The following is a 19,391-nucleotide window of genomic DNA, read 5'->3' as shown; positions in this document are numbered from 1 at the left end:
CAATGGATGTGCGTTTTCCAGTGACGCGTCTCCGCGCCGGTATCGCAGGGGGCTGGCGGGAGGCCCTCGCCATCAAGAACAGCCCCACAGGGCAGCCTTGATTTCCATTCAGGATGGAAGCCGGCGACGGCGATCTCGAAATCTGGTGGCTGCAAGTCGTCCCGGACGGGGCACCATCCGCCCGGCTTTTCCGGGATTTGATCCGCCCAACCGAACGATAATCCGGGTCGAGACGGTCAATCCGGCCGGGGGGAGCCATGGCGACTTGCACGATGATGCCGGGGCTTTTCATGGAACTTCTTAGCCCGGTCAAACCCCGTTAGAGGGATTGACGTTTGGGGGAATGTAAATGATCAGGATCCCTTAACAAGAAAATCTGTGAATAACTTTTGAACACCATTGAACCTTAGATGTCTTCGCAAAATGACAGCCCCATGAAGCTCCCTCATGAGTTCGATCCGGGACGAAACTTTTTCGCCGGCACGCGCGGATACGACGCGTCGGAAAGACAAACAAATCCGCCACAACGGGCTCCAGCCCCCCTCTTGGCCGGACTACCGACCTCGCAAGCTCAGCGGCGCAGCAACTTGGCTCCGGTGGCAGGATCCACCGTGAAGCTGGTGGATGCGAAGGGCTTCAGGATACCGCCCTCCTCCACCTGATACTCGAAAGCCTTGATGGGCTTGGTCCCCTCGATCTCCGACATGAGGTAGACGCGGATCGTGAATGCTTCCTTGCCGGTCCCGCCTTCGAGTCCCTTGACCGTGTAGGCGATCGAGTTCGCACCGTCCTTGGCCCCGCCGAGAATCACCTCGGCCTCCTTCGCGTTGGCAAAGCGGTGGCGGCTGAATTGATTGATCTGAACCTGCACTTCCCGTCCCGGACAGAACACGTAGACCTTCGCGATGTACTTCGCCGCCGGAACCATCGGCGGACTCGGAGGCACCACCCCGGTCGCCTGGAATTCGGGAGTCTCCTCGACATACTTGAGGTCCCCGGCCGTAAGTTCCTTCCTTACCTCCGGCAGGGCAGCGAGATTGACGAAGTCCGCCCGGTCGTAGAGCCACGTGCCATTGGTGTTGATGAAGGAGAGCACCAGGATGTTGTCGGTCGGTTCGCCCTCGACCCCGAAATTGACCTTGCCGAAAAACGCCGCCTTGGCGGTGGCGCCGCGCTGGGAGAGGTGGATGATTTTCAATCCGTCCAGCCCGGGTGGCGGTGCCGGCAAGCTGAACACCGCCTGCGGAAACGGCCGCTTTTCGGACACCAGCCGGTTGCGCACCTCCACCTGGCGATGGGCGGCCGTGGCCCGCTTCCATGCGCTGGCGTCCTTGCGGACGATCGACGTGCGCCAGGCCTGGTAGCTGGCGACCAGGGATTTCCCGAGCGCCGGCGAAGGGGCCTGAGCCATGCTGGCTGCGGGCAAAGTGAACACTGCGAGATAGATCAGGAAGCGCGTCATCGGTGAATTGGATTGGACAAGGAGGCCTCGCTCATAACAATTCTTTTCGTCCTCCGGCCGTTTCCGGAGATCCGACCTTCCCATTCCCCCTTGATGAGTCAGCTCCATAGAACCCCGCTGATCGGCCAGGCCCGCCAGCGGGAGATGCTGAAATCTGCGACCACCTTCACGTATGCGGAATCTCCGGAAGGTCCGCTCCAAGCCCACTTCTTCACGCCCCCGGGCTTCGAACAGGGCGACCTGCGGCCGCTCATCATTTTTCTTCACGGCGGCTTCTGGGAGTCGCCGATGGCCACCCAGTTTGTCCCCCATTGCCTGCATTTCGCCCAGCGCGGAGCAGTGACGGTAACGCTGGAAACCCGCGTCGGCTCGGTCCACCGGACGGGCCCCGTCGAGGCGCTCGAGGATCTCCATGCCTTCCTGAAATGGGTGGCAGGCTTTGAGCAACATTTCGGCGTCGATCCGTCCAAGGTCATCCTCGGTGGTGCGGCCGGCGGGGCCTTCCTGGCACTTGCCGTGACGCTGCCGAAACTGAAAAAAGACGAGGTCGCCCCGGCCTATTCCCCGGCCGCCCTCCTGCTGTTCAGCACCCTGTTGGACCCGATGGTCCACCCCTTGCTCCAACGCTTCCCGGACCACTCGACCGCCAAGCGCCTGTCGCCGCTGCGGGCCGTCCGCCGCAAGGCGCCGCCGATGATCCTTTTCCACGGCAAGCGCGACCGGGTGACACCCTTCGTGCATGCGGAAAAGTTCTGCAAGTCGATGCGCTGGCGCCGGAACAAGATCGAGCTGGTGGATTTCGAGAACGCCGAGCACTCGTTCTTCAATTTCAACGTTTCCGACCTCCACTACGAGCTGAGCGTCTCCGCCGCCGACCGCTTTTTGGTGAGTCTCGGCCTGCTTGAACCGGCACCGGCCGACGAGGGGCTGGTGGAGCCGTTATGACAGAACCGGACGGGCGGCGAGGGCACAATTCCTGCTTGGCACTCCGAGGAAGCTGCCGTTTATTCCCCGCCCCGCGGGAGAGCTCCGCGCCGTGGTAAAAACGCGGGTCCGCGGGGACGGCAATTTCTGCCATTTCCTGCGATGAATCCCTATTATCACCCGAGCACTCCGCTGGTTTCCGGATCCCTCCACCGCCTTTCGGCCGAACGCGACAACTGCGGCATGGGCGCCATCGCCCAGATCCACGGCAAGCGCTCCTACCAGATCCTCGACTATGCGCTGAGCTCGGTGTGCAACATGACCCACCGCGGTGCGGTCGATGCCGACATGAAGACCGGTGACGGCTCCGGCATCCTCTCGCAGATCCCCTACCCGATCTTCCTCAAGGCAGCGGAAGCGCTCGGCACCAAGCTCCATGACCCCGGCGACCTTGCAGTCGCGGTGTTCTTCCTCCCGGTCGACGATGCCGCCGGCCGCCAGCAGCTCAAGGCCATGGCCGAAGAGGTCGTCGCCAAGCGCGGCATCTCCGTCATCGGCTGGCGCGAGGCGCCGGTCGATCCGGACGCCCTCGGCAAGCTCGCGCTGGCAACCCGCCCGCAAATCGAACACCTCCTGCTCCGCAAGCCTGCCGGTTGGGACGGCGATCACTTCGAGCGCCAGCTCTTCCTGTGCCGCCGCGCCATCGAGCGGCAGACCAAGGGCCTGAACGGCTTTTACATGCCGTCATTCTCGAGCCGGCTCATTTCCTACAAGGGCCTCGCCATGCCGGCCGCCCTGCGCGCGTTCTACAAGGACCTCCAGGACTCCGATTTCGAAACCGCGATCACGCTTTACCACCAGCGCTTCTCGACCAACACCTTCCCGGCCTGGCCGCTCGGCCAGCCCTTCCGCATGATGTGCCACAACGGTGAAATCAACACCGTCGAAGGCAACCGCAACTGGATGGCTTCCCGCGAGGAGTTCTTCGAGAGCGAGATCTGGGGCAAGGACGTCGAACTGCTCCAGGACCTGATGAACGAGCATGAGTCAGACTCCGCGTCCCTCGACCACGCCCTTGAGCTGTTGGTCCTCTCCGGCCGTTCGCTCGAGCACGCGATGTGCATGCTGGTTCCTCCCGCCTACCGCAACGACGAGGACATTTCCGACGACCTGCGGGCCTTCTATCAGTACACCCGGTCCTTCTCCGAACCCTGGGACGGACCGGCCGGCCTGGTTTACACGGACGGCGTCAAGCTCTGCGCCTCGCTCGACCGCAACGGCCTCCGCCCGTCGCGCTACAAGCTCACCGAGGACGGCTTGCTCTACATCGGCTCCGAAGCCGGCGCGGTCGTCATCGACGACACCACCGTCATTCGCAAGGGCCGCCTCGGCCCCGGCCAGATGCTCTCGGTCGACACTTCGACCGGGGAAGTCCGCAACGACCGCGAGGTCAAGGAAGCCCTGGCCAAGCAAAAGCCCTACGGCCGCTGGATCGACGAGAACCGGCTGGAACTCCGCCGCTTCTGCTCGCCGGAAGCCCTGGCCCCGGCCGAGGACTTCTCCGCGCTCGAGCTTTCGCGTCAGCAAGTGGCCCACGGCATCTCGATCGAGGAGCTCGACATGGTGTTCCCGCCGATGATCAAGGCGGCCCAGGAGGCGGTGTTCTCGATGGGCGATGACATCCCGCTGGCGGTCCTGTCGACCTATCCCCGCCTGCTCTTCACCTACTTCAAGCAACGCTTCGCCCAGGTCACCAACCCGCCGATCGACCCGATCCGCGAATGGGCGGTGATGAGTTCCTCGGCGGGCCTCGGCCCGGAAAGGAACCTTCTCGAGGATTCCCCGGAACACTGCCGCATCGTCAACCTCGAGTCGGCGATCCTTTTCGAGCACCAGCTCGAGCGCATCAAGCATCTCGAGGAACACGGCTTCCCGTCCGCGGTGCTCGACATCACCTGGCCGGCTGCCTCCGGCAAGGAAGGTCTCAAGGCGCGCCTCGACGAACTTTGCGCCGAAGCGGAGGCCGCGGTCGAGAAGGGCGTCAGCATCATGATCCTGTCGGATCGAGCCGCATCGACCAGCCGCGTGCCGATCCCGTCGATCCTCGCGATTGGCACCGTCCATCATCACCTCAACCGCGTCCGCAAGCGGATGCGCTGCTCGCTGGTCATCGAGTCCGGTGAGATCCGCGACACCCACCAGGTCGCCTGTGCCTTCGGCTTCGGCGTCACCGCCGTCTGCCCGTATCTCGGTTTTGCCACCGTGCGCCAGCTGGTCGCGGCCGATGAAGGCAAGGGCAAGCTCGACGGCATCATCGTCGAAAAGGCGATGGCAAACTACGCCAAGGCCCTCGAGAAGGGCGTGCTCAAGATCATGTCCAAGATGGGCATCTCGGTGCTCAACTCCTATCAGGGTGCCCAGATCTTCGAAGCCATCGGCATCGGCAAGGACGTGGTCGACTACGCCTTCACCGGCGTGCAGTCGAAGATCGGCGGCATCGGCTTCCACGAGATCGCCGAGGAGTCGCTCATCCGCCACCGTACCGCCTTCGAAACGGAAGTCCCGGCCGGCGAAACGCTCGACCTCGGTGATCCCGGTTACAACCGCTTCCGCAAGTCCGGCGAACGCCACGCCCTGACCACCGACGTCATCAAGAACTTCCACACCTTCGTGAAGAGCGGCAAGGCCGAGGATTACGAGGACTACGTCAAGATGACCCTCGAGACCACTCCGGTCGCGATCAAGGACCTCTTCGAATTCGTCCCCTCCTCTTCCGGCCCGGTTCCGCTCGACGAGGTCGAGCCGATCGAAAACATCCGCCGCCGCTTCACCACCGCGGCGATGTCGCTCGGCGCTCTCTCGCCCGAGGCGCACGAAACACTGGCGATCGCCATGAACCGGATCGGTGCCAAGTCCGATTCCGGCGAGGGCGGCGAGGATCCCGTCCGCTTCAAGCCCTACGCCAACGGCGACATGGCCCGGTCGTGGATCAAGCAGGTTGCCTCAGGCCGATTCGGCGTGTCCGCTTTCTACCTCGTCAATGCCGACGAGCTGGAGATCAAGATGGCCCAGGGCGCCAAGCCCGGTGAAGGCGGCCAGCTTCCCGGCCACAAGGTCAACGCCCTGATCGCCCGCCTGCGCAACACCCAGCCCGGCGTCCAGCTGATCTCGCCGCCGCCGCACCACGACATCTATAGTATCGAGGACCTCGCCCAGCTCATCCACGACCTCAAGGAAGTGAACCCGCGGGCGCGGATCACGGTGAAACTCGTCGCCGAAACCGGCGTCGGCACCGTCGCCTCCGGCGTCGCCAAGGCCAGCGCCGACACCATCCTGATCTCCGGCCACGACGGCGGCACCGCCGCCTCGCCACTGTCCTCCACGAAGCACGCCGGATCACCGTGGGAACTGGGTCTCTCCGAGGCCCAGCAGACGTTGCTCATCAACAATCTCCGCAACCGGGTGATCGTCCGCACCGACGGCGGCTTGCGCACCGGCCGCGACATCGTCACTGCCGCCATCCTCGGCGCCGAGGAGTACAACTTCGGCACCATCGCGATGATCGCCATGGGCTGCGTCTACGTCCGCAAGTGCCACCTCAACAACTGCCCGGTCGGGGTCGCTACCACCGATCCGAAGTGGCGCGCCAAGTTCAAGGGCACCCCGGAAATGGTGGTCAACTTCCTCAACGGCGTCGCCCAGGAAGCCCGTGAAATCATGGCCGGACTCGGGATCCGCAGCCTCGACGAGCTAATCGGGCGGCCGGAGTTCCTCCGCCAGCGCGAAGTCCCGGGCCACCCCAAGGCCAACCTGGTCAACCTCGACCCGGTCCTCAAGGACGTCATCCCCGACCTCGCCAAGCACCACGGTGTGGAGGCCTCCAGCTTGTCCCGGATCTGCACCCAGGACCGCAACGACGGCATCTCCAAGACCCCGCTCGACCTCCAGATCCTGCGCGATCTGGTCCAGGCCGTCGGCACCGGTGACATCCCGGCGGACACGCCGGAATACGGCCGCGATTCGACGCCGCCGGAAATCGCCGCCGCGATCATGGCGCTGCCCGACCGTGCACCGGTCGAACTCAGCTACGACATCGTCAACACCGACCGTAACATCGGCACCCGCCTGTCCGGCCGCATCGCCGAGATCCACGGCAACACCGGCTTCAACGGCCACACCGCCGTGACCCTCAAGCTGCGCGGGTCCGCCGGCCAGTCGCTCGGCACCTTCCTGGTGTCCGGCGTCAAGATCGAGCTCACCGGCGAGGCCAACGACTACACCGGCAAGGGCATGGCCGCGGGCGAGATCGTGGTCAAGGTCACCCCGGGTTCGAAGTTCAATCCGGCGACCAACACCATCCTCGGCAACACCTCGCTCTACGGCGCCACCGGTGGCGCGCTCTACGCCAACGGCCGGGCCGGCGAGCGCTTCGCCGTCCGCAACTCCGGGGCCACCGCGGTGGTCGAGGGCGTGGGTGACCACGGTTGCGAATACATGACCAACGGCAACGTTGCCATCCTCGGCAAGACCGGGAAGAACTTCGGCGCCGGGATGTCCGGCGGGACCGCCTACGTCTATGATGTCGACGGCCGCTTCTACTCCCGGATCAACCCCGAGATGGTGGTTTCCCTGCCCGTCCAGCGCGCCCAGGACATCGCCGACCTGAAGAAGCTGATCACCGATCATGCGGACAAGACCGGCAGCCCGCACGCCGCCGCCCTGCTCGACGACTGGGATCACAGCCTGCAGAAGTTCGTCCGCGTGATCGCCAAGGAGCGTGCCGCCCTGGAGGCCGCCGAGGCGGAACACGAGGCGGCTTCCGACCCTGCCGGCGCACGCTGAGCCGAAACCATTCCCGGGCCGGCCCCTCGGAGAAATCCGGAGGGCCGGCCTTTCTGTCGCCGGTCCGGCGGTCCGGGCGGAAACTCCACGCTTGCACGACGGGTCCGCCCCCCCTATCCCGCTTCGCAACCATGGCAAGCACGCCCGCAATCAACCTCCGCAAGGGACACGCCGTCCGTCACAACAACGACGTCTGTGTCGTGATCTCCCATGAACTCAAGACGCCGCCGCGCATGGCATCCTATGTGGTGATGTCGATCCGCAGCGTCGCCAGCAAGAAGGTCTCCAACCTGCGCCTCACGTCGAACGACTCGATGGAATCCGTCCATCTCGAGCGCATCCCCCACGAGTATTCCTACAAGGATTCCGGCGGCTATCACTTCCTCCACAACGAAACCTATGACGACGTGGCGGTGCACGACGAGATCATCGATTCCGTCCGCAACTACCTCATCGAGGGCCAGCCATACACGCTGCTTTTCGCCGACGGGATCGTCGCCGACATCGAGTTGCCACCCTCGATGGAAATGGTCGTCACCGAATCCCCGGAAGGCGTGAAGGGCGATTCCGCCAACAACGCCTACAAGACCGCCACCATGGAGACCGGCCTGGTCGTCCAGGTGCCCTTGTTCATCAATCCCGGCGAACGTTTGATCATCAAGACCGACGACGGCTCCTACATCAGCCGAGCCTGACCCCTGCTCTCGACGCCGGGCTTTCCTCGGAGAAGCCCGGCGTTTCCATGTACCGGCGTTTCCTCCGGATCATTGGAAAACCACCGGAAAGGAGCACCGCCTCGATCAGCTTCAGCCCCCCCGGAAATCCCCCGATCGTCTCCCGTAGCGCTCGCCGTCCCGGATTCCACGGGTTAGGCCTTTTGCATGATCGCAGGCATTGAATTGGGCGGCACCAAAACCGTCGTCGCCACCGGCACCGCCGACGGGCAGGTTATGGAAGAGTGGCGCTTCCCCACCGCCTCGCCGGACGAGACCTTCGCGCAGATCACGGGCTGGCTCCGTGAGCGCGGCACGCCGGGCGACATCGGGATCGCTGCCTTCGGGCCGCTCGGCGTGGTTCCGGGCCGCGCAAACCATGGCCAGTTGCTGGCAACCCCGAAGCCCGGATGGGCGGGATTCTCCATCACCCGTGCCCTGGCGGCTGCTTTCCCCTCCGCCAGGCTGACCCTTGAAACCGATGTCAATGCCGCGGCCCTGGCCGAAGCCCGCCTGGGCGCTGCCCGCGGCCTGGATGATGTGGCCTACATCACCATCGGCACCGGGATTGGGGCCGGCATCCTGTCCGGCGGTCACCTGATCCACGGCGCCCTTCATCCGGAGTTCGGACATCTCAAGGTTCCACGAATGCCGGGAGACAGCTTCGCGGGTGTCTGCCCCTTCCATGCCGACTGCCTAGAAGGCCTCGCCTGTGGTCCCGCCATGGCGGCTCGCTGGGGTGCGCAGGCCGCCGACCTTCCCGCGGATCATCCCGCCTGGAACACCGAGGCATGGTACCTCGCCCACGGCTCGCTCTCCCTCCTCGGCATCGTCTCTCCCGCCCGCATCATCATCGGCGGCGGGGTGTCCCAGGCGAGCGGGTTCCATGAAAAAACAGGCGCATTGCTGGAAGAGATCGCCGCCGGCTACTTTACCCCGCTCCGACAAACACCGTACGTGGTGGCTCCCGCCCTCGGTCAGCAAGCGGGCATCATCGGCGCCTTGCTCCTCACCGATCGCCACACGGGCCCGTCAAATCCCTGATCTGCCACATCTCCCGGGGCCACATGACGCTCAGGAAGCCTGCAGGTAGCGGGCACCCGCACCCACGAGAACACCGCGTGGCGCCGGTCCTTCCGCGGGTGTCCCCAAACTCTGCAAATGACGCTTGGGCAGGCTATCACCATCGATCCAGCGCCCCTTGATCACGAGTTCACGGTGAATCTCCGGCATCCCCAGCGAACCTTTCTTGATCAACGAATGCAGCAGTTGGGCTCCCGAATACGCGACCTCGAGGGAGTTCCGTTCGATTCCCGCGGATACCGGGCAATCGAAAAGCCCAAGCGCCGCCACCCCGACATCGGAGGGAATCCTGACGTCCATCCGGGACAAGACTTGCGGCACTTCCGGGCAATCCGTGAGAATGGCGTCCGGGCTCTCGGCTTCAAACCAATCGCGGAAAGAGTCCTCCCAACGGTTCGACTCACCGGCGGACGCCATCAACAGCGGCAAGCGATCACCCACGGGAACTTCCTGTTGCCCCAGGAAATACCCCGCCGAGAAGGAACGCAGGGCATCCGGCCTGCCGACAAACCCGATCCGCTTGTAACCCATCCCGCGGATGGTCCTGAATGCCAGCAGCGCGTTGTTCATCTGGTCATCGACCACCACGCTGGGCGTTAGCCCGCTGGCATCGGGAAGTCGGCCCAAACGGACCACCGAGAACGAGTCCCAGTCGAACTTCCTCCAATCCGCGGGAACCGGCCCCGGCGGCAAGATGATTCCCCTCACTCCCCGCGCGTGCAGCACCTTTTCCAGGCGCGGCAGCGGCAGCTCGGGTCCGACGACAAATTCATCAAGGCGATAGCCCAACTCCGCGGCACCTGCGGCGGCACCCTTCCAAAGCTGATCGATCTCCCGGCTCCCCTGCAGGCTGGCGGGGTCTTGCCAGCAACTCAGCCACGCCAGCGAGGCCCTGACGGCGGGAACCGTCGACGCCTGGCGCAGATGGGCCAGCGCCGCGCCCGAAGGATTCGGCTGGTAGCCCAGGGCGGCGGCCTTCTCCAACACCATCGCGCGGGTTTTCTCGTTGATCGCGGGATCGCCGCGAAGTGCCATCGAAACGGTGGACTGGGCCATGCCCAAGACCCGCGCGAGTTCCTTCTGGGTGGGTCGAAGGTCCGACTTACTCATGGGTTTTTCCGGTTTTTTTGAGGCCTTTCCAAGCCCCTGCCGAAGACAGGCAAGATGGAGAGACACTCTGGGTTTAGTGGAGCAAGCATACCACCCAGCCCGGATCCTGCTAGTATGTCACGGATGTCTTCTTGTATCTTTTTACCATTCCAATCATTCCAGCCACCGCCAAGCCAATCATCCAAACGGGTTCCTCCTGCGAAACAAGACTCGAAACCCACCAAACCATGCGCTCTGAAGGCTTCTCAAAGCCAGCCAGCACAACCCTTCGGCATCCCGAACTATGATGTTTTCTCCAGACGTCGAAATCCTACCCATCATTCATTCCGAACCGTCGATCGTACAAAAAAATCCCCCGGAGCCGCTGGGGCCCCGGGGGACGGAGGTTCAGCCAACCGGCTTACGGATGGCTGGCACCGGCTTGAAGGAAGCCCTTCCCGCCGAGGCCTTCCGATGCATCCAGCCGGAAGGTGTGGAGTTCATAGTCGGGATCGCCCGAGGCCGTCGATCCCACGACACTCACCGCGCTGGTGAAGTCCGTGAGGTTCTGCGAGCCGCGGATGGTGTAGGTCACACCGCCGACCGTGGCGGTCTGCACCCCGTCGACCCCCGGAGCGAAGGTGGCACCCGCCCGCACTGCGATGGTGAGCGTCAGCTCTTTCTGGCTGTTGGCGTTGGTATCCACCAGGGCGCTGCTAATGACGCCGCGGGACGACGGGTTCTTCGGATCCCCGTTGAAGGCGAACTCGACGAGGTCGATGATGCCGTCGAGGTCGAAGTCACCGGTGCCATCCCGCGAGGTGTCCCCGCTGAAGTTGGCCATTTCCCAGGCGTCATCCATGCCGTCATTGTCGGAGTCCGGATTCGATTGGCCGAACCGGACCACCGTGAAGCTGTCGAGCTGGGCCACCTTGTTGGTCGGGGTGGCATTGCCGCCGTCGAGCACGAAGACCCCCGCCTCAAGCGTGGCCACGCCATCGAGGAAGGCCGGCTGGACGCCCGGGGTCGAGAAGTTGCCGTTGCAGCTCATCGACCACACGCCGCCGATCCGTTCGATGACGACGATCAGGTCGCGCTCGGCCACCCCGCCGGTTCCCGCCGCCCCGAAGAACGCATCGGCGTCATTGGTTCCGTTGGTGTTGACGCCGAGGGCACTGTAGTTGCCGCCGATCGCCGCTGCGCGGGTCATGGCCTGCGAGCTGGTGCCGACATAGGCGCCGATCTGGTCGTAACCTCCCAGTACCGGCAGGTCGACATAGCGGGCCCGGATCCGGAAGTCCTCGGTGCCGGTGAAGCCGAGCGACGAGAGCGGGATCCCGAGCGCCTCGAGCTGCGCCATGTTGACCTGACCGTTGATGTCACTGGTGCTGGTCGTCAGCGACAGCGTCCCCGCCGTCGTGTCAAGGTCGAGGCCGGGATCCGGTGACACGATGGTCGTGCCCGTTCCGCCCAGACGATGAGTGAGCGGCGTTGCTTCGGAGTCCTTGTCCACGATTCCCGAACCGGTCGATTCGAAGTCGTAGAAGGCGAACACGTCGCTCGTTCCGTCTCCGTTGATGTCGGTCGGGGTGGACGTCGCGCCGGTTTCCACGGTCGGGTCGGACGATGCCTGGTACTCGCTGAGGTTGTCGGCGAGGTCGCCATCCGGGTCACCGCTGGCATCCTGCGAGGTGATGTTGCCGAACTGGGCGACTTCCCACTGGTCGGGCAGGTTGTCGTTGTCGCTGTCGCCGTCAGGCACGCCGGGCGAAAGCGGATCGAACGGATCGCCCTTCGCAACGAATTCCTGGAGCGCGGTGAAGTTGTCACCATCGTCATCGGACTCGGGATCAAACACCCCGAAGTTCAATTCCCAGCCATCCGAGATCAGGTCCCCGTCGTCGTCCGGGAACGAGGTGTAGAGCGTCGGATTGGAACCGGCGGCAAGTTCTTCGTAGTTGAACGAGAAGTCGCCGTCGCTGTCACCGAACTCGTCCTGATCGAGGTTGCCGAAGTAATTCAGCTCCCAGGAGTCGGGCAGGTTGTCCCCGTCCGAATCGTTCGGGCTGGAGAGCTGGTCGCTCGGGTCGGATCCGGCCAGCAGTTCCTCGAGGTTGGTGCTGAAGTCACCGTCCGGATCGTCGTTCGGACCCTGGTCGAGACCGAAGAAGTAATACTGCTCGAAGGCGTCCGGCAGACCGTCCGGCTCCGAGTCGACCTGCGCGGCGTTGTCGGGGCCCTGTTCGTGCAGGGCCTGCAAGGCCCATTCCGGAAGCGCACCGTCCCAGAGACGAACCTCATCGTAGGTTGCGCTGGCCGTGTTGTCGCCCCAGGGCGAATAGCCGAGCGCGTCGATGGTGTCGTTCAGGAACGCCAGCGTGTTGGCGATCGTGAAGGTGCCCCAGGCGGGCCCGAGGTCGAAGTTCGTGACCCCGTCATACTCCGGAGCCGCATAGCACTTCACCAGCGAGCTTCCCGCCACCGCGGCGGGTTCGATCGTCATCACGATGTGATATTTGGTGCCCACCACGTAGGCTCCGGTGATCACATCGGTCAGCCCGTCGACCACGTTATCGCGCCACTCGGTGCGATTGGTCAGGGCTCCGGTCCCGCGGGTCCAGCTCATGAACATGTTTTCATTGATGCTGTCGTGGAAGTCGAAGATCCGCGACCAGTTCTGGATCCCGTTGGTCGTCGCCCACAGCTCGATGGTGCACGGTGTGTTGCGCGACGGGAGCAGGTTGCTGCCGAGCTTCACCCACTGCGAGTTCGCCTTCGCGCCCCCCGTCATGGTCACCGAGGTGGCACCGACCGTGGCCACGTTGGCACCGTCGGTGGTTCCGTTCTCGATCGTCGCGGTAACCGAGCCGATCGAGTCGGACAGATCCCCGGTGAAGCTCCAACGGTGGGTTCCCCGCGCGAACGCCGGGGAGAACGACGAATCCTGCGGGTCGGATCCATACTGGTACTCCTCGAGGTCCGTGAAGTTGTCGGAGTCGCTGTCCGCCGTGCCGTCCTTCGCGGTGATGTCGGAGAAGAACTCGATCTCCCAGCCATCCCCCATCAGGTCGCCGTCGGTGTCGCTGTAGCTACCGGCAAGCGTGGCGTCGGTGCCGTTGGTGAACTCCAACAGGTTGCTGTCGAAGTCGCCGTCGAAGTCATCCGCACCCGACTGCGCCGTGGTGCTGCCGAAGTTCGTGACTTCCCAGCTGTCGAGCAGCCCGTCGTTGTCGATGTTGTTCGGGTCCGACGACGCGTCGTTGGCGCCGGTACCGGCGAGGAACTCCTCGTAGTTGCTCGAGAAGTCCCCGTCGATGTTGCCGAGGGCGCCATTCGGGCCGTCCTTCGCGCCGGGAGAGCTTTCGCCGATGGACCCGTCGTCGTTCTTGTCGAGACCGTTGGCATCCTCGTAGGCGTCGGTCATCCCGTCGCCGTCGGCATCGGCGGAGACCACCTCGACGGTGATCGCGCTGCCGGTGTCGTTGAAGTTGTAGAGGAAGCCGACCTGTTGGTTGGCCACGCTGAGGCCGCCGGTACCACCTGAGAACGTGCCGCTGTATTCGATCAGCGTATAGGTTCCCGGAACCGCCAGGTTGGTGGTGCCGGCGGCAAAGAGCGTGACGGCCAGGTTGCCGAGGGTCAGGTCGCCGGTAACGATCTTGTCGCATAGGTTGCCGGTGTCGGCCTCGAAGGTGGCCGAGGCATCACTGCCGAAGTCGAGCGAGGAAACGGTGAGCGTGCCGATCGCACCGGCCGGGTCCGCCACCACGATCCCGCCGCTGGATGCAACGGTCACGGCGTTGGAAGCATAGTTGCCACCGAATCCGAGCTTGCCGCCATTGATCAGGATCGGCCCGGTGAAGGTGTTGGGGCCGGTCAGCGTGGTCGTGCCCGATCCGTTGAAGGTCATCCCGCCGCTGGCGTTGGCCACGAGCGTCGCGGCGCCGCCAACGGTGCCGGTATTCCCCGCGCCGCCGCCCACGAGGGCGAAGGTCGGAGCGGAGGTGTAATTGACGCCCGGATTCGTCATCGTAATCCCGGTCAGGTTGCCTGACGCATCGATGCTGGCCACGGCGCTCGCACCGGTGCCGCCACCACCCGTGATGGTCACGATCGGCGGATAGAGATACCCGCCGCCGCCCACGGTCAGCCCGGTGGTGCTCACGCCGTCACCGGTGGGGGCCAGCAGCCCTTCGGCGATCCGGATGCCGTGGCCGTTGTTATCGATCGTCCCGCCCGCCGGGTGGACGAAGGCCTGGGTATTGGCGAGGTCGGCGAAGAAGTTGGTGTTGGTGCCCGCCGCCTTCAGGGTGCCGCCGCTGAAGTTGACCTGATAGACGCCGGTCACCGTCGAGGCACCCTTGGTCACGCCAAAGGTGCTGAGGCTGCCGCCCAGCAGGTTAAGGGTTCCCGCCAGCGAACTGGCGTTACCCGCGAACTGCATGGTCCCGCTGTTCGCCCCGCCGTTGGTCGCGAGGCTGACGGCGGAGGTGCCGCTGATGTTGAGCGTGCCGGTGCCGTTCTCGCCGAGGAAGATCCCGGTGTTGCCGCCCGCCGCGATGTTGAAGGTTCCGCCGGTAAGGTTCACCACGCCGATCGACCCGTTGCCGCCGGCGCCGATGGTCATGCGGTTGGAGTTCACGGCGATCGAACCGCCGTTCTGGGTCAGCAGCGAGCGGTCGAAGTTCGCCCCGACCACCAGCCAGCTGCCGGAGGTGACCGTGCCGCCGTCCAAGGTGAAGCCGGCGTGGGCCGACACCCCGGTGGCGCTTCCATTGCCGACCTTGAGCTGCTCGGTGACATTGAGGACGCCGCCGGTCATCTTGACGAAGCCGCGGGAGTTGTTCCCGCCGCCGATCGCGAAACCCGGGTTGTTGGTGCGTGCCGCATTGAGCGTGCCGCCGGAGATCTCGAGGATCCCGTTGTTGTTGACGTTTCCCGTATTGCCGATGTTGGCAGTCCCGTAGCCGCTGCCACCCACCGACAGGGATCCGCCGGTTGGCAGGATGATCTTGCCGTTTTCAAGCCCGAGGTAGTCGAGGCCCGGGCCGCTGGTGCCGGACAGGGTCAGCTCACCCACGCCGCGCTTGACGAAGCCCAAGCGGGCCGCCGTCGCGCCGTTCTGGATCGAGCCCCCGAACTCCTGGTTGGAAGCCGAGTTCAGGAAGAACCACTTGCTGTTCGGACCACCATTCTCGAGCACTCCCGAGCCGGTGAGGCCGCCCGCGGTGACGTCGCCGGACATCTGGATCTTGCCCGCCTGGATATCCAGTGTGCCGTTGATCGCGTGGTTGTTGTTGGTGTTGTTGAGCCAGACCGATCCCGCACCGGTCTTGGTGAGACCCGCCCCGGCGGCGCTCGCGATCGGGTTCAAGAGAACCAGTGGATTTGCCGACGGATTGTCCCAGGTCTGCGTGGCACCGAGGGTCGTGGTGACAAACTGGCCGTCGGTGGTGGAGCCGATGGTCACCGCGCCCGCGGCGGCATCGACCGAGATGCCGCCCGCTCCCACGGTGAGGATGTGGTTGGCGTTGCCGCCCTGGATGGTGGTCGCACCGGTGTTGTTGAAGAGCAGGGAATTCACCGACTGGTCGCCGTTGAGATCGATGACGGTCGCACCGTCGACGGTATCGACATTGAAAACGGCATCGTCTCCTGGTCCGGGCACCGCGGCGGGATCCGGCGTTTCGGCTCCGAAAACCGCGGACCAGTTGGTCACGCCGTCCCAGCCCGCGGAGGCGGCACCATCCCAGCAGATGGCGGCGGCGTCCGCGGAGGGGACGGAGGATGCGAGCAGACACCCGAGACCGAGGGCGGTCTCGAGCAGATTGCGACGATTGATAGGGATATTGGGTCTCATGGGTTTTACTTGGATTGGGTGACCCGGCGGACCGTTGACCGCTCCCGCCCTTTCCTCCCTCCCGTCCGATGTCGGGGCCTACGTCGGCCGGGTCGGGATGGTGGCAAGGCGAGCGCGCCTTTCCGCCGGATACACTTACTGCAATCCACTACCCAGACCCCCATCCGTTGCCAAACGTCGCGGCATTGATACGTATCAAACCCGATCAAAGCCGATGGCTTGATGCCATGGAACTCCATCCATCAAACCCCATCCCCAACCCACTCAAGCTCGGCGAATAACCCAAACGGGTTACTTTGATCCACCAACATCTTCCGGCAACTACCATCGACATCATCCCTCGCTGGAAGCTGGCGTCCGTTAGATGACATCGGAATACGATTCGATCCCAGTCGCCCGAAACATCATCAACGCGTAGGCCCGGCGGGGTTCGAACCCGCGACCAAAGGATTATGAGTCCCCTGCTCTAACCACTGAGCTACAGGCCCTAATTGCTTGATTCCAAACACTTACGCGACCGGAAAAAAGACCACAATCGCCACTTTGACTACCCGGATTGACTACCCGACTTGAATTCCACCCGAATAATGGGCTAACACCTGCCGCATGAAGAAGGCGACGGGTGACTGGAAGAAGGCGGGTGAGAATCTGGTTCGTCACAGCGGCGGGACCTATTACCTGCGCGCAAAGGTGGCCGGCAAGGGCAAACGAGTCTCGCTCGAGACATCCGATCTCCGCACCGCGAAACTGAAACGTGACGAGATGCTCGCCAGCTTGCGAAAGGCTGCAGCCTCCGAGAGCCCGGAAGGCGGGATCACCACCCTCGAGGACGCGATCCGCCTGACCGCCGGGCAATTGGTGGATCGTCCGCATACCAAGCCGGCGACCAACGACTACTACCGGGATCTGATCGCGATCCTGCGCCGCACCCTGCCTGTGACCACGCCAGCCCGGAAATGGACCTCCGCCGAAGCGAGCGCCTGGTGGAAATCGATCACAAAATCCTACTCCGCCCAACGGGCGAACAACCTGCTGAGTGTCGCAAAAACCATGGCCGGAATCATCGTCGATGCCGGCGTGCGGATGGACGATCCCATGGCGAAGCTCAAAAGGATCAGGATCGTGCCCCGCAAGCTCGAGGTGCCCTCCAAGGAGGATATGGGCCGAATCGTCGAATCCATTGCATCCCAAGGGAAACGAGCCTCGAAGCAGGCCAGCCTGTTCGTCGCTTTCCTCGCGTATTCCGGTTGTCGCCACGGCGAAGCGCAAGCAGCGCTCTGGGAAGACGTGGATGATGACTGGCTCACCCTCACCGGTGGGGAGAATGGGACCAAGAACAGGGAGATTCGCCGCATTCCCGTGTCGGAGCCACTTCGCCAAGTCCTCGATTCTCTGCGCCGACCGGATGCCAAGGGGAAGGTCCCGATCTTCAGCATCAGAACGCCGCGAATCGCCCTAGACAACGCCTGCGAGCGATTGGGGCTCCCTCATCTTCGCCTGCATGACCTCCGACACTTCTTCGCGACCTGGTGCATCGAAAGCGGAATCGACATCCCCACCGTTTCAAAGTGGCTCGGGCACAAAGATGGTGGCGCACTGGCGATGAAGACCTACGGGCATCTGCGCGATGAACACTCGCTTGCGAGTGCAAGGAAGCTCTCATAGTGACGCCGAATGATTATTGCGCTTCTGGATAGATTTGCATTTTCGCAAGTTTCTCATTGTTGCCGACCAGTCTGGAGTATAGGAACACGCCATCTCCTACGCTTGGCGGCATTCAGTTCAGGGCCATTTTCGGACGAGTCCGAATACCCGCTCTCCTCTCTCGCCGCCATGCACGAAGGAGAGCGGGTTCCTTATCCAGGCCCGCGTGGTTCCAACGGCGGCACCATTGTAACAGCAGGCCATTTTCTGCCGGGGTCATCGGAAGTGCTGGGTAACCGGTTCCGAGTCACGGAGGCAGACTAAAGAAGTCCGTGTAGAGTTCTCATCGCCTTGCCACCTCTGGGAAGAGAGGGGGTAAGGGGGTGAGTTGAGAGGGGGTAAGGGGGTGAGTTGGGAGCGAGGGGACAGTGCTTCAAAGGCTCGGTCGCCTCCGAACGAAAGCACGGCGTTTGCTCGATACTTGAGATCCTCTGGAGGCATATGCTGTGGTGCCGGATCATTTTACGCACTGCCACCAGTCATCGGCGCAGGTTTGCCATGGAGGCAGTCGAACTGCGTTTGCCACCGCCACGTCGAAGATCATCACCAATGGGTCCAGGCGATCCCCGACAAAAAGCTCGAAGTAGCCCGTCGACTCCACAACATCTACTGCCAGCAGCTTTTCTCGAGGCCCAGCGCGACATCAAGCGCTTTGCCCGAAGCCGCGAATCCAATGCCATTTCGACTCCAGGCCGGCACGCCGGCGACGACCAACAGTATTGTGATGCCTGCACGCGCGAAATCCCACCACTTTGCCAATGAGCTTCGTCGGGCGATTGACGAGCATTTCGGAGGGAACATGACTACTTTCTCCAGGGCTTCGGCAGTCCCCCTTGGAACCATCGCTCACTACTGTCGTCCCGGGGACAAAGGCAGGTATCCCTCCGCCACCCAGTTGGAAAGGATTACCCTGGCGATGCCCAAACCAGCACAACCTGGCCTCATTATGGCCTTCATCAGCGACTTGGTGCCCCCAAAGATCGCGAAGAACTATGAAGTCGTCGCAAAAAACAGGGAGGCGGGAGCATGCACCATTGAGGAATCCCCCCACCTGCCCAAGTCGACGCAAAAAGCACTCGAGGCGCTGGCTGGTCTAGCCGCCAGCAATTTGACCGTCCGGAGGATGCTGGAGTCGACAGCGAAGGCAATGATTGGCGAATAGTGATCTGGATCTGGCGGGCTCATCGTGAATTCCCGAGCCTACTTGCCTTCCGAGAATGGCTTCGGGGAAAGAGGGTGATTCCTCTCCAACCATCTCGTTAACGAGGTCGGTCCACGCAAGTGCTGGGCGCGGTCCCACGGGAGAGTAAGGGCGAGCTTGAAGACAACCTCCAGATCGGACGTCATGGCCTGCAATACCCCGGCTTGCGTTCCTCCCCAACAGGAGGAGTCCCCATGGTTCACGAGGAAGTCCAGCTCGTGAAGCAGGGCAAAAACCATGCTGAGTTGCTCTCCTCGGAGATCCCTCATGGCCACATAGAGGGCGAGCTTCAGGCTCGCCGAAACCGTCGCCGCGAGCTCGCCGAGCTCCGATCTCCACCGCTCAATTCCCACCGTGTTGCCTCCCGTGACAGGTTTCCCCTGCCAGTAGACCTCAATTTTCCCCTCCCTGTCCCAGTCGTCATTCTGAGGTGAGCTGGATTTCTGGACCACCAACCTTCAGAAACCCCATCCATGAATCCGAAGCCCCGGCGACGCTACACCGCCGAATTCA

10 protein-coding genes and 1 tRNA gene are annotated in these 19,391 nt (G+C 63.4%); 6 read left to right on the top strand and 5 right to left on the bottom strand.

The window, feature by feature from the left end:
- Positions 1-571 precede the first annotated feature (571 nt).
- Positions 572-1,462 (bottom strand): hypothetical protein, encoded by an 891-nt coding sequence (locus tag IG178_RS17750; protein WP_193213918.1) that lies wholly within the window; start codon positions 1,460-1,462, stop codon positions 572-574.
- Positions 1,463-1,555: 93 nt separating this feature from the next.
- Between IG178_RS17750 and IG178_RS17745 the strand changes: the two genes are divergently transcribed.
- From IG178_RS17745 to IG178_RS17730, 4 genes are all read left to right on the top strand, one after another.
- On the top strand, positions 1,556-2,407 hold the full coding sequence (locus tag IG178_RS17745) for an alpha/beta hydrolase (protein WP_193213917.1): 852 nt from the start codon (positions 1,556-1,558) through the stop codon (positions 2,405-2,407).
- Positions 2,408-2,548: 141 nt separating this feature from the next.
- Positions 2,549-7,228 (top strand): glutamate synthase large subunit, encoded by a 4,680-nt coding sequence (gene gltB, locus IG178_RS17740; RefSeq protein ID WP_193213916.1) that lies wholly within the window; start codon positions 2,549-2,551, stop codon positions 7,226-7,228.
- Positions 7,229-7,359: 131 nt separating this feature from the next.
- Positions 7,360-7,923 carry an elongation factor P gene (locus IG178_RS17735; protein ID WP_193213915.1) on the top strand — a complete coding sequence of 188 codons (564 nt, stop codon included), beginning with the start codon at positions 7,360-7,362 and terminating at the stop codon, positions 7,921-7,923.
- 186 nt (positions 7,924-8,109) lie between these two features.
- The gene (locus IG178_RS17730) at positions 8,110-8,985 is read left to right on the top strand and encodes an ROK family protein (protein ID WP_193213914.1); all 876 of its coding nucleotides are present in this window, start codon (positions 8,110-8,112) and stop codon (positions 8,983-8,985) included.
- 30 nt (positions 8,986-9,015) lie between these two features.
- On the opposite strand, the gene IG178_RS17725 is transcribed toward IG178_RS17730, so the two are convergent.
- The 3 genes from IG178_RS17725 to IG178_RS17715 all read right to left on the bottom strand — a co-directional run bounded on the left by IG178_RS17725 (position 9,016) and on the right by IG178_RS17715 (position 16,461).
- Entirely contained in the window at positions 9,016-10,134 is a 1,119-nt protein-coding gene (locus tag IG178_RS17725) for a LacI family DNA-binding transcriptional regulator (protein WP_193213913.1), read from the bottom strand.
- A gap of 400 nt (positions 10,135-10,534) precedes the next feature.
- On the bottom strand, positions 10,535-15,973 hold the full coding sequence (locus tag IG178_RS17720) for a LamG-like jellyroll fold domain-containing protein (protein WP_193213912.1): 5,439 nt from the start codon (positions 15,971-15,973) through the stop codon (positions 10,535-10,537).
- Positions 15,974-16,388: 415 nt separating this feature from the next.
- Positions 16,389-16,461 (bottom strand) — tRNA-Ile (locus IG178_RS17715).
- Between the two features lie 118 nt (positions 16,462-16,579).
- Here IG178_RS17715 and IG178_RS17710 point away from each other — a divergent pair.
- Positions 16,580-17,638, top strand: coding sequence for a tyrosine-type recombinase/integrase (locus IG178_RS17710; protein ID WP_193213911.1), 1,059 nt, complete (start codon positions 16,580-16,582; stop codon positions 17,636-17,638).
- A gap of 712 nt (positions 17,639-18,350) precedes the next feature.
- Positions 18,351-18,839, top strand: coding sequence for a hypothetical protein (locus tag IG178_RS17705; RefSeq protein WP_193213910.1), 489 nt, complete (start codon positions 18,351-18,353; stop codon positions 18,837-18,839).
- 38 nt (positions 18,840-18,877) lie between these two features.
- Here IG178_RS17705 and IG178_RS17700 read toward each other — a convergent pair whose 3' ends face one another.
- Positions 18,878-19,330, bottom strand: a complete 453-nt coding sequence (locus IG178_RS17700) for a hypothetical protein (protein WP_193213909.1) — start codon at positions 19,328-19,330, stop codon at positions 18,878-18,880.
- Between the last annotated feature and the right edge of the window lie 61 nt (positions 19,331-19,391).

The sequence above is a fragment of the Neoluteolibacter marinus genome (assembly GCF_014904755.1).
GTDB lineage: Bacteria > Verrucomicrobiota > Verrucomicrobiia > Verrucomicrobiales > Akkermansiaceae > Haloferula > Haloferula marina.
The sequence above is the reverse complement of the archived record's forward strand: the minus strand, read 5'-3'. Positions and strand labels throughout refer to the sequence as shown.